This is a genomic window from Streptomyces sp. NRRL S-37 (assembly GCF_000721605.1).
GTDB lineage: Bacteria > Actinomycetota > Actinomycetes > Streptomycetales > Streptomycetaceae > Streptomyces.
In genome coordinates, this window is the sequence record NZ_JOIZ01000003.1 from 242807 (window position 1) to 255044 (window position 12238).

A 12238-nucleotide genomic window follows, 5' to 3' on the forward strand; every position below is an offset into this window, starting at 1 on the left:
GTTCACCGCCTGAGTCCTGGAGAAGGCGAGGACTTGAGCATGGGATCCACTTCCGCCGAGAACAGCGGCACCGGTTCCACCGGGAACGCCGGCGACGGTTTCGCGCAGAACACCGGCAACGGTGAGAACGGCACGTCCGGCGTGGGGCGCCGCGCACTGATCAAGCGGTCCGCCGCGCTCGGCCTGGTCTCCGTACCGGCGATGGGCTTCCTGTCCGCGTGTGCCAGCGGGGGCGGGGGCGACAACTCCGGTGAGAACAAAGGCGAGACGTCCGAGTCCAACCCGTTCGGTGTCAAGGAAGGCAGCAAACTCGACGTCGTCATCTTCAAGGGCGGTTACGGCGACGACTACGCCAAGGCGTGGGAGGCCGCGTTCAAGAAGGAATGGGGCGTCACCTCCGTCCACACCGGAACGCAGGAGATCACGGGCAAGCTCCAGCCCCGCTTCAACGCCGGGAACCCGCCGGACATCGTGGACGACTCCGGCAACCAGCAGATCCCGATCGACGTGCTCGCCAAGAACGGCCAGCTCCTCGACCTCGCCGAGGTGCTGGACGCCCCCTCGGTCGACGACCCGGGCAAGAAGGTCCGCGACACCCTGATTCCCGGCACGCTCGACGCCGGAATGCAGGAGGGCAAGGTCGTCGCCCTCAACTACATCTACACGGTGTGGGGCCTGTGGTACTCCGGCAAGCTCTTCCAGGAGAAGGGCTGGGAGGCGCCCAAGACCTGGGACGACTTCCTCGCCGTCTGCAAGGACGCCAAGGCCCAGGGCATCGGCGGTCTCGCCCACCAGGGCAAGTACCCGTACTACATCAACGTCGCCATCATGGACCTGATCGCCAAGAAGGGCGGCCTGGACGCCATGAAGGCGATCGACAACCTCGACCCCAAGGCGTTCGCCGGCTCCGACGCCGCGCAGGAGGCCGTCGAGGCCGTCTACGAGGTCGTCGAGAAGGGCTACCTGATGCCCGGGACCAACGGCCTGACCCACACCGAGTCGCAGACCCGCTGGAACCAGTACAAGGCTGCCTTCATCACCAGCGGTTCCTGGCTCGAGAACGAGCAGCTCAAGACGACACCGGAGGACTTCGACATGAAGTTCCTGCCGATGCCGCTGCTGCCCGGCAGCGCGCTGCCGTTCGAGGCGATCCGGGCCGGCTCCGGTGAGCCCTTCATCATCCCGTCCAAGGCGAACAACCTCCCCGCGGCCAAGGAGTTCATGCGCAGGATGCTCTCCAAGGAGTGGTCGACGCTGTTCGCCAAGGAGGCGAACTCGCTGACCATCCTCAAGGACGGCGTCGACCCGAACGTCCAGCTCCGGCCGGGCACCCAGTCCACGGTCGAGGCATCCAAAGCGGCTGGCGACAACACCTTCCGTTACCTGTACACCGAGTGGTACAGCGAGATGAACGCCGCCATCGAGAACGCCTCCAACGAGCTGATGGCCCAGCGCATCCAGCCCAAGGAGTGGCTCAAGCGGGCCCAGGCCGCGGTCGACAAGCAGGCCAAGGACCCGGACTCGAAGAAGAACCACCGCGACTGATCTCGCTCGACCGACCGCGTTCCGGGCCGGGGCGGCCCCGGCCCGGAACGGCCGCACCCAGGGGCAGGAACGCCATGCGCAAAGGGCAGCACCGGTTCGTCGCGGGATTCCTCTTCTTTCCCGTGGCGCTCTATCTGATCTTCGTGATCTGGCCGTACATCCAGACGTTCGGTTATTCACTGACCGACTGGAAAGGCCAGTCGCAGACCTTCAGTTTTGTCGGCCTCGACAACTACACGGCGTTGTTCAAGGACGACATCTTCATGGGTGCCATCTGGCACAACATCCTGTTCCTGGTGTTCATCCCGGTGATCACCATTCTGCTCGCGTTGTTCTTCGCCTTCATGCTGAACGCGGGCGGACGCGGACGTTCTGGAGGGGTCTCGGGAGTCGCCGGATCCAAGTACTACCGGGTCATTTACTTCTTTCCGCAGGTGCTGTCCCTGGCCATCATGGCGGTGCTCTTCGGAGCGGTGTACCGCAGCGACGGCGGCGGAATGCTCAACGGCGTCCTGATCGAACTCGGGCTCGTCGACAAGAACAACCCGGTGGAATGGCTCAACGAACCGGACTTCGTGCTCTGGGCGCTCATCGCGGTGGTCGTCTGGCACGGCGTCGGCTTCTACCTGGTGCTGTTCTCCGCCGCCATGCAGTCCATTCCGAGGGACATCTACGAGGCCGCGCTGATCGACGGCGCCGGCCGCGCCCAGTCCTTCTTCCGCATCACCCTGCCGCTGCTGTGGGACTCCGTGCAGACCGCCTGGGTCTACCTCGGCATCGCGGCGATGGACATGTTCATCCTGGTCTCCACCATGACCTCCGGCCGGGGTTACGGCGGCGGCCCCGACCACGCCAGCGAGGTCATGTCGACCGTGATGATGCGGAACTTCCTCGTGTACGGCCGCAGCGGCTACGCCTGCGCCATGGGCGTGGTCATGCTGCTCCTCACCCTGATCGTGTCCGTGGTCATGCTGCGCGCCACCCGTCGCGAGCGCATCGAGTTCTGAGGCGGAGTAACGACGATGAGCGCACCCCTCAAGGAAACCGCCCCCACCCAGGGCCCCACCCCGCCACCGGTGACCAAGGGCACCGTCCGCCCCGGCGACCGGCGCGGCGAAGGCGTCGTACTGAACGTCTTCTCGCACGGCTTCCTCGCCGTGTGGGCGGTGCTGATCGTGCTGCCGCTGCTGTGGCTGGTGCTCAGCTCCTTCAAGACCGACACGCAGATCGGAGGCTCCGCCTTCGGCTGGCCGCGGAACTGGGACCTGGACGTGTTCTCCCGCGCCTGGGAGAAGGGTATCGGCGACTACTTCACCAGCACCGTCATCGTCCTCGTCATGTCCGTGCCGCTGACGATGCTGCTCGGCTCCATGGCGGCCTATGTGCTGGCCCGTTACGAGTTCCGGGGCAACCGCCTGCTCTACTACTTCTTCGTCGCGGGCGCCATGTTCCCCGTCTTCCTCGCCCTGGTGCCGCTGTTCTTCATGGTCAAACGGCTCGACATGCTGAACACCTACCACGGTCTGGCCCTGGTGTACGTCGCCTACTCGATGCCGTTCACCGTGTTCTTCCTGCACGCCTTCTTCCGGACCCTGCCCACGGCGGTCTTCGAGGCGGCGGTCCTCGACGGCGCCTCGCACACCCGGACCTTCTTCCAGGTGATGCTGCCGATGGCCAAGCCCGGTCTGCTGAGCGTCGGCATCTTCAACACGCTGGGCCAGTGGAACCAGTACATCCTGCCGACGGTGCTGATGCAGCCGCAGAGCGGCGACGATCCGGAACGCTATGTGCTGACCCAGGGACTGATCCAGCTCCAGCAGCAGCAGGGCTACGCCTCGGACCTCCCCGTGCTCTTCGCGGGCGTCACGATCGCCATGGTGCCCATGCTGGTGGTCTACCTGTCCTTCCAGCGCCAGGTGCAGGCGGGTCTCACCTCCGCCACCCTGAAGTAACGCCCTGGTACAGCCTTGAAGTGACGCACCGGAACGCCTCGCACACGCGCCGCTCCCGCCCCTGGGAGCGGCGCGTGTCCCTGTGTCCATGCACCCGGAAACGGTTCAACCTCTTGACGGGAGGCAACCCGAACGGCTCATCTTAGAGTTCACTAGTTGGACATGAGAGGGGCCTCACCGAAGCGGCCCCCGCGCGCAGGAGGTCGTCGTGGAGACTCCGGGGTCGCAGTCGTCGCTGCACCGAGCCAACCTGGAGCGGGTCGTCCGGGCAGTACGTCTTGCGGGTTCCCTCACCCAGGCCGAGATCGCGAGGACGACCGGTCTGTCCGCGGCCACGGTCTCCAACATCGTCCGGGAACTGAAGGACCGGGGAACCGTCGAGGTCACCCCCACCTCGGCGGGCGGCCGCCGGGCGCGCAGCGTCTCGCTGAGCGGCGACGCCGGCATCGTGATCGGGGTCGACTTCGGGCACACCCATCTGCGGGTCGCGGTCGGGAACCTCGCCCATCAGGTACTGGCCGAGGAGTCCGAGCCGCTGGATGTGGACGCCTCCTCGGCGGAGGGCTTCGACCGGGCGGAACACCTGGTCAAGCGGCTGATCGAGGCGACCGGGGTGGCCCCGTCCAAGGTCGCGGGGGTGGGCCTCGGCGTACCGGGGCCGATCGACGTGGAGTCCGGGACCCTGGGCTCGACCGCGATCCTGCCCGGCTGGACCGGCACCAGGCCCGCCGAGGAGCTGCGGGGGCGGCTCGGCGTACCGGTGCACGTGGACAACGACGCCAACCTCGGCGCCCTCGGCGAGATGGTCTGGGGCAGCGGCCGGGGGGTGCGTGATCTTGCTTACATCAAGGTCGCGAGCGGTGTCGGCGCCGGCCTGGTGATCAGCGGGAAGATCTATCGCGGTCCGGGCGGCACCGCGGGAGAAATCGGACATATTACACTCGATGAATCCGGCCCCGTCTGCCGCTGCGGCAACCGCGGCTGTCTGGAGACCTTCACGGCCGCACGCTACGTGCTGCCGCTGCTCCAGCCCAGTCACGGCACCGACCTCACCATGGAAGGCATCGTGCGGCTGGCGCGGGACGGGGACCCCGGCTGCCGTCGGGTGATCGCCGACGTCGGCCGCCACATCGGCAGTGGAGTCGCGAATCTCTGCAACCTGCTGAACCCGAGCCGGGTGGTCCTCGGCGGTGATCTCGCCGAGGCCGGTGAACTGGTGCTCGGGCCGATCCGGGAGTCCGTCGGCCGCTACGCGATCCCCAGTGCGGCACGTCAACTGTCCGTTCTCCCCGGGGCACTTGGAGGCCGTGCCGAGGTGCTCGGAGCGCTCGCCCTCGCACTGAGCGAGATGGGCGATTCGACCCTTCTGGACGGCACGGCGACCGGGTCGCTCACCGCGGCGACCCCTGCCTTCACTTAGAGAACGGATGGCACCGTTGCCATCTCGTTAAGGATTTACTTCTTGACGTCGCACGTGTGGCCGAGTTGACTTCCAGCCACCTCGGCCGCAACGACGCGGCCTCGTCAGGGAGGTTTTGTAGAAGTGAACACGCGTATGCGTCGTGCCGCCGTTGCCATCGCCGCCGGTGCGATGGCCGTCTCGCTGGCCGCTTGCGGCAGCGCCGCCGAGTCCGGTGACAAGAAGGACTCCGGCGACTCCGCCGCCAAGGGCGATGACATCAAGGTCGGTCTGCTCCTGCCGGAGAACCAGACCGCGCGGTACGAGAAGCTCGACAAGCCCTTGATCGAGAAGAAGGTCAAGGAGCTCACGAACAACAAGGGCGAGGTCGTCTACGCCAACGCCAAGCAGGACGCCAGCCTGCAGAACCAGCAGGTCGACACGATGATCACCAACAAGGTGGACGTGCTCATCGTGGACGCGGTGGACTCCAAGGCCATCGCCGGCTCGGTGAAGAAGGCCAAGGACCAGGGCATCCCGGTCGTCGCCTACGACCGTCTGGCCGAGGGCCCGATCGACGCCTACACCTCGTTCGACAACGTGACCGTCGGCAAGACCCAGGGCGAGGCCCTGCTCGAGGCGCTGGGCGACAAGGCCAAGGACGGCCAGATCGTCATGATGAACGGCTCCGCCACCGACCCGAACGCCGCCATGTTCAAGGAGGGCGCGCACTCCGTCCTCGACGGCAAGGTGAAGGTCGGCCGCGAGTACGACACCAAGGAGTGGAAGCCGGAGAACGCCAACTCCAACATGGAGGGCGCCATCTCCGCCATCGGCAAGGACAAGATCGTCGGCGTCTACTCCGCCAACGACGGCATGGCGGGCGGCATCATCACCGCCCTGAAGGCCGCCGGCCTCGACAACGTGCCGGTCACCGGCCAGGACGCCGAACTCGCCGGTGTGCAGCGCATCGTCACCGGTGAGCAGTACATGAGCGTCTACAAGCCGTACCCGCAGGAGGCCGACGTGGCCGCGGAGATGGCCGTGCTGCTGGCCCAGGGCAAGTCGCTCGACTCCCTCGCCAAGGAGAAGGTCGACAGCCCCACCACCAAGGGTGTCCCGTCCGTGATCGTCCCGGTCGTCTCGCTGACCAAGGACAACATCAACGACACCGTGATCAAGGACGGCATCTACACCGTCCAGGAGATCTGCACGGGCAAGTACAAGGCCGCCTGCGACAAGATCGGCCTCAAGTAAGCAGTCGCCGACTCCCGTGATGCCTCGGGGAATCCGTGACCCGGACTCCCCGCACGGGACCGACTGCCACACGCTCCGCCGGCGCCCCGCACACATCAGCCCCGCAAGCTACGCGGGGCGCCGGACGGAACACCCCCCTCAGAAACTTCTGCACAACCTCCCGCCCGGTCAGGCGGCGAAGGAGATGGTTCACGTGTCCGCTACGCCCGTGCTGGCGTTGCGCGGGGTCTCCAAGCGTTTCGGTGCCGTCCAGGCGCTCACCGACGTAGAGCTTGAGGTCCACGCCGGTGAGGTGGTCGCCCTGGTGGGCGACAACGGCGCCGGAAAGTCCACGCTGGTCAAGACGATCGCCGGCGTGCACCCCATCGATGAGGGATCCATCGAGTGGGACGGCAAGGCCGTCCAGATCAGCAAGCCGCACGACGCCCAGAACCTGGGCATCGCGACGGTCTACCAGGACCTCGCGCTGTGCGACAACATCGACGTCGTCGGCAACCTCTACCTGGGCCGGGAGATCCGCAGGCGCGGAGTCCTGGACGAGGTCGAGATGGAGCGCCGCTCCCGCGAGCTCCTCGACACCCTGTCGATCCGCATCCCCAGCGTCCGGATCCCGATCGCCTCCCTCTCCGGCGGTCAGCGCCAGGTCGTGGCCATCGCCCGGTCCATGCTCGGCGAGCCCAAGCTGGTGATCCTGGACGAGCCCACCGCCGCCCTCGGCGTCGAGCAGACCGCGCAGGTCCTCGACCTCGTCGAGCGGCTGCGCGAGCGCGGCCACGCGGTCATCCTCATCAGCCACAACATGGCCGATGTGAAGGCCGTGGCGGACAAGGTCGCGGTCCTGCGTCTCGGGCGCAACAACGGCGTCTTCGAGGTCAAGTCGACCTCGCAGGAAGAGATCATCTCCGCCATCACGGGCGCCACGGACAACGCCGTCACCCGTCGTGCGGCGCGCACCAATGGGGAGATCAAGAAGTGAGCACCGAGAAGACCTCCACCCCCGCCGAGGACCACGCCGTGGAGAACCCCGAGGCGGCCGCCGCCGCGGTCACCGTGGTCGACCCCCGGCTGCTGGTGCGCGAACAGGGCCTGCTGGGCTACTGGAACGAGTTCAAGCGGAAGATGAAGGCCGGTGACCTCGGCTCCATCCCCGTCGTGGTCGGCCTGCTGATCATCTGGGCCATCTTCACCAGCCTGAACTCCAACTTCCTCACCGCCGGCAACTTCTCCGACATGTCCGTCGCCATGGTCGGCACGGGCATGATCGCCGTCGGTATCGTCTTCGTCCTGCTGCTCGGCGAGATCGACCTGTCGGTCGGCTCGGTCAGCGGTGTCGCGGGCGCGGCCTTCGCGGTCATGAACGTCACCAACGGGATGAACGAGATCCTGGCCCTGGTGCTGGCGATCCTCACCGGCACGGTGGCCGGCGCCATCCACGGCTTCATCTTCGCCCGCATCGGCGTCCCGGCCTTCGCCGTGACACTGGCCGGACTGCTGTTCTGGCAGGGCTTCATGCTGCAGATCCTGGGCGACAACGGCACGATCAACCTCGACTCCGAGGGCATCGTCGTCAAGCTGACCAGCTACTACTTCAGCGATGTGGCCGCCGCGTACGGCCTGGCGCTCGTCGCGACCGTGGGGTACTTCCTCCTGGCGTTCTTCGACAACCGCCGCCGCGAGGCCGCCGGTGTGCCGTCCCGCCCGCTGAACGAGATCATCGTGCGGACCGTGCTGCTCGCGATCCTGGCCTTCGCCGCCGCGATCGTCTTCAACCAGTACAAGGGCCTGCCCCTGGCCGTGGTGATCTTCCTGGCGTTCCTGGTGCTCACGGACTTCGTGCTGCGCCGCACCGCGTACGGCCGCAAGGTCTTCGCGCTCGGCGGCAGCGTCGAGGCGTCCCGCCGCGCCGGCATCAACGTCGAGCTGGTCCGCATCTCGGTCTTCGCGATCGCCGGCACCTTCGCCGCGATCGGCGGCCTGTTCGTCGCCTCGAAGATCGCCTCCGCCAACCAGGGCGCGGGTACCGGTGAGTTCCTGATGAACGTCATCGCCGCGGCCGTCATCGGCGGTACGTCGCTCTTCGGTGGCCGTGGCCGCACGTGGGACGCGCTGCTCGGTGTGATGGTGATCATCTCGATCACGTACGGTCTGGCGCTGGAGGGTATCGCCTCGCCGGTCCAGTACATGATCACCGGTGGCGTGCTGCTGGCGACCGTCGTCATCGACGCGGTCACCCGCAAGACGCAGAAGACCGCGGGACGCGCGTAGCGCCGCGACTGCCGGTCCGCCGCGGCTGACCGCGCAGTGCTCCGCGCCCCGTAGAGGGTGTTGCTGTTGCCCGGTGCCTTTCAGGTGCCGGGCAACAGTTCTTTGTCCGTGGGTACCGCTGACCGGGTGATGTACGACGCACGGCCCGGGGGCCGATCGGTTGAGCGGAACATTAGACTCGACCCGCCCGGCAACAGCTCGATCAGCTCTACTGCAAGGAGGCACGGGTGCCGCTGCTGACCCGCATCAGGGGACCGCGCGATCTGGACCGGCTCAGCCTGGAGGAGCTCGACCTGCTGGCCGGGGAGATCCGGACCTTCCTGGTCGACGCGGTCTCCAAGACCGGCGGCCACCTCGGCCCCAACCTCGGTGTGGTGGAGCTCACCATCGCCCTGCACCGGGTCTTCGAGTCGCCCAAGGACAAGGTGCTCTGGGACACCGGCCACCAGTCCTACGTGCACAAACTGCTGACCGGCCGGCAGGACTTCTCCAAGCTGAAGATGAAGGGCGGCCTGTCCGGCTACCCCTCGCAGGCCGAGTCCGAGCACGACGTCATCGAGAACAGCCACGCCTCCACCGTCCTCGGCTGGGCCGACGGCATCGCCAAGGCCAACCAGATCATGAAGCGGGACGACAGCCACGTCGTCGCGGTCATCGGCGACGGAGCGCTCACCGGCGGCATGGCCTGGGAGGCCCTCAACAACATCGCCGACGCCAAGGACCGCCCGCTCGTCATCGTCGTCAACGACAACGAGCGCTCCTACTCGCCCACCATCGGCGGCCTCGCCAACCACCTGGCGACCCTGCGCACCACCGACGGCTACGAGCGCTTCCTGACCCGCACCAAGGAGGTCCTGGAGCGCACCCCGGTCGTCGGCCAGGCCCTCTACGACACCCTGCACGGCGCCAAGAAGGGCCTGAAGGACTTCATCACCCCGCAGGGCATGTTCGAGGACCTCGGCCTGAAGTACGTCGGCCCCATCGACGGCCACGACATCGAGGCCCTGGAGTCCGCCCTGGCCCGCGCCAAGCGCTTCAACGGCCCGGTGATCGTGCACTGCCTCACCGAGAAGGGCCGCGGCTACCAGCCCGCCCTGGCGGACGAGGCCGACCGCTTCCACGCCGTCGGCAGGATCCACCCCGACACCGGCCTGCCGATCGCCACCTCCGGCGCCGACTGGACGAGCGTCTTCGGCGAGGAGATGGTCAAGCTCGGCGAGGAGCGCGAGGACATCGTCGCCATCACCGCCGCCATGCTCCAGCCGGTCGGCCTCGACAAGTTCGCCAAGCGCTTCCCCGACCGCGTCTACGACGTCGGCATCGCCGAGCAGCACGGCGCCGTCTCCGCCGCAGGACTCGCCCACGCCGGCGTGCACCCCGTCTTCGCCGTGTACGCCACCTTCCTCAACCGCGCCTTCGACCAGGTGCTCATGGACGTGGCCCTGCACCAGTGCGGCGTGACGTTCGTGCTCGACCGGGCCGGCGTCACCGGCACCGACGGCGCCTCCCACAACGGCATGTGGGACATGTCGATCCTCCAGGTCGTCCCCGGCCTCAGGCTCGCCGCCCCGCGCGACGCCGACCAGGTGCGCGCCCAGCTCCGCGAGGCCGTCGCCGTCGAGGACGCCCCCACCGTGGTCCGCTTCTCCAAGGGCGCCGTCGGCCCCGCCGTACCCGCCGTGGGCCGCGTCGGCGGCATGGACGTCCTGCGCGAGCCCGGCACCGACGCCCCCGACGTGCTGCTGGTCTCCGTGGGCGCGCTCGCCCCGATGTGCCTGGAGATCGCCGCCCTCCTCGACCGGCAGGGCATCTCCACCACCGTCGTCGACCCCCGCTGGGTCAAACCCGTCGACGAGGCCATGGCCCCGCTCGCCGAGAAGCACCGCGTGGTCGTCACCGTCGAGGACAACTCCCGCGTCGGCGGCGTCGGCTCCACGATCGCCCAGGCCCTGCGCGACGCCGGCGTGGACGTGCCGCTGCGCGACTTCGGCATCCCGCCGCGCTTCCTCGACCACGCCTCCCGTGCCGAGGTCATGGCCGAGATCGGACTGACCGCCCCCGACATCGCCCGCCAGGTCACCGGCCTGGTCGCCAAGCTCGACGGCAGGTACGAGCGCTCCACCGCCGACGCGGTCGACTCCGTGGAGCCGGCCCGCGACTGACCCGCGCCTCACGCGTCGCCCGGACGGGCCGCCCGTGCCACTGTGAAGAGTGGCGCGCGCGGCCCGTCTGCGTGAAAGAGCCCGCGCCGGGGCATACGAGCTACGCCCCCTCTCGATCATGTCGAGGACGACAAGCGTGGGAGGTCCCCGTGACAAGCCCCCTCTTCCGGACGAAGAAGGTAGAGCAGTCCATCCGCGACACCGAGGAGCCTGAGCACGCGCTCAAGAAATCCCTGTCCGCGCTGGACCTGACCGTCTTCGGCGTCGGCGTCATCATCGGCACCGGCATCTTCGTCCTCACCGGTACGGTCGCCAAGAACAACGCCGGCCCCGCTACCGCCCTGGCCTTCGTCGTGGCCGGTGTCGTCTGCGCGCTCGCCGCGCTCTGCTACGCCGAGTTCGCCTCCACCGTCCCGGTGGCGGGCTCCGCGTACACCTTCTCGTACGCCTCCCTGGGTGAACTGCCGGCCTGGATCATCGGCTGGGACCTGGTCCTGGAGTTCGCGCTCGGCACGGCGGTGGTGGCCGTCGGCTGGTCGGGCTACATCCAGTCGCTCATGGCCAACGCGGGCTGGGAGATGCCCGCGGCGCTGGGCAGCCGCGAGGGAGCCGACGTCTTCGGGTTCGACATCCTCGCCGCCGCCCTGGTGCTGGTGCTCACCGGCATCCTCGTCCTCGGCATGAAGCTGTCCGCCCGCGTCACCTCCGTCGTCGTCGCCATCAAGGTGACCGTGGTCCTCGTGGTGATCATCGCAGGTGCCTTCTTCATCACCGCCGACAACTACGACCCGTTCATCCCGGACTCCAAGCCCGTACCCGCGGGACAGAGCCTCGACGCCCCGCTCATCCAGCTCATGTTCGGCTGGGCCCCGGCCAACTTCGGTGTGATGGGCATCTTCACCGCCGCCTCGGTGGTGTTCTTCGCCTTCATCGGCTTCGACATCGTCGCCACGGCCGCCGAGGAGACCAGGAACCCGCAGCGCGACATGCCCCGCGGCATCCTCGGCTCCCTGTTCATCTGCACCACGCTGTACGTCCTGGTGTCGATCGTCGTCACCGGCATGCAGCACTACAGCGAGCTGTCCGTGGACGCCCCGCTCGCGGACGCCTTCAAGGCCACCGGGCATCCCTGGTTCGCGGGCTTCATCAGCTTCGGCGCCGCCGTCGGCCTGACGACCGTCTGCATGATCCTGCTGCTCGGCCAGACCCGGGTCTTCTTCGCGATGAGCCGCGACGGACTGCTGCCGAGGTTCTTCTCCCGGGTCCACCCCCGGTTCAAGACCCCGCACCGGCCGACCGTCCTGCTCGGCGTCCTCATCGCGGTCCTCGCCGGCTTCACCCCGCTGAACGAGCTCGCCGCGCTGGTGAACATCGGCACCCTGTTCGCCTTCGTCGTCGTCGCGATCGGCGTGATCATCCTCCGCAGGACCCGGCCCGACCTGCACCGGTCGTTCCGCACCCCCTGGGTGCCGGTCCTGCCGATCGTGTCGGTCGCCGCGTCCCTGTGGCTGATGCTGAACCTGCCCGCCGAGACCTGGGTCCGCTTCGGCATCTGGATGGCGATCGGCTTCGTCGTCTACTTCCTCTACAGCCGCGGCCACAGCCGGATGGCCCCGGGCCACGACGAGGACCCGGCCGCCGCCCCGCCGTCCCGCTGA

General features: G+C 67.9%; 9 protein-coding genes. All 9 read left to right on the forward strand.

Features of this window, described 5'->3' with window-relative positions; translation table 11 throughout:
* Positions 1 to 39: 39 nt before the first annotated feature.
* On the forward strand, positions 40 to 1545 hold the full coding sequence (gene ngcE, locus IH50_RS0105220; protein ID WP_030857727.1) for an N-acetylglucosamine/diacetylchitobiose ABC transporter substrate-binding protein: 1506 nt from the start codon (positions 40 to 42) through the stop codon (positions 1543 to 1545).
* A gap of 74 nt (positions 1546 to 1619) precedes the next feature.
* Positions 1620 to 2552: a carbohydrate ABC transporter permease gene (locus IH50_RS0105225; RefSeq protein WP_030857729.1), complete on the forward strand. Its 933-nt coding sequence runs from the start codon at positions 1620 to 1622 to the stop codon at positions 2550 to 2552.
* Positions 2553 to 2567: 15 nt separating this feature from the next.
* Entirely contained in the window at positions 2568 to 3497 is a 930-nt protein-coding gene (locus IH50_RS0105230; RefSeq protein ID WP_030857731.1) for a carbohydrate ABC transporter permease, read from the forward strand.
* Positions 3498 to 3705: 208 nt separating this feature from the next.
* On the forward strand, positions 3706 to 4917 hold the full coding sequence (locus tag IH50_RS0105235; RefSeq protein ID WP_030857733.1) for an ROK family transcriptional regulator: 1212 nt from the start codon (positions 3706 to 3708) through the stop codon (positions 4915 to 4917).
* 135 nt (positions 4918 to 5052) lie between these two features.
* Entirely contained in the window at positions 5053 to 6153 is a 1101-nt protein-coding gene (locus IH50_RS0105240; protein ID WP_030857736.1) for a sugar ABC transporter substrate-binding protein, read from the forward strand.
* 184 nt (positions 6154 to 6337) lie between these two features.
* Positions 6338 to 7129 (forward strand): ATP-binding cassette domain-containing protein, encoded by a 792-nt coding sequence (locus IH50_RS0105245; RefSeq protein ID WP_030832927.1) that lies wholly within the window; start codon positions 6338 to 6340, stop codon positions 7127 to 7129.
* Positions 7126 to 8418: a sugar ABC transporter permease gene (locus IH50_RS0105250; RefSeq protein WP_030857739.1), complete on the forward strand. Its 1293-nt coding sequence runs from the start codon at positions 7126 to 7128 to the stop codon at positions 8416 to 8418. Before IH50_RS0105245 ends, IH50_RS0105250 begins: the two co-directional genes overlap by 4 nt.
* A gap of 227 nt (positions 8419 to 8645) precedes the next feature.
* Positions 8646 to 10580: a 1-deoxy-D-xylulose-5-phosphate synthase gene (dxs, locus tag IH50_RS0105255; RefSeq protein ID WP_030857741.1), complete on the forward strand. Its 1935-nt coding sequence runs from the start codon at positions 8646 to 8648 to the stop codon at positions 10578 to 10580.
* A 149-nt stretch (positions 10581 to 10729) separates the two neighbouring features.
* Entirely contained in the window at positions 10730 to 12238 is a 1509-nt protein-coding gene (locus tag IH50_RS0105260; RefSeq protein ID WP_030857743.1) for an amino acid permease, read from the forward strand.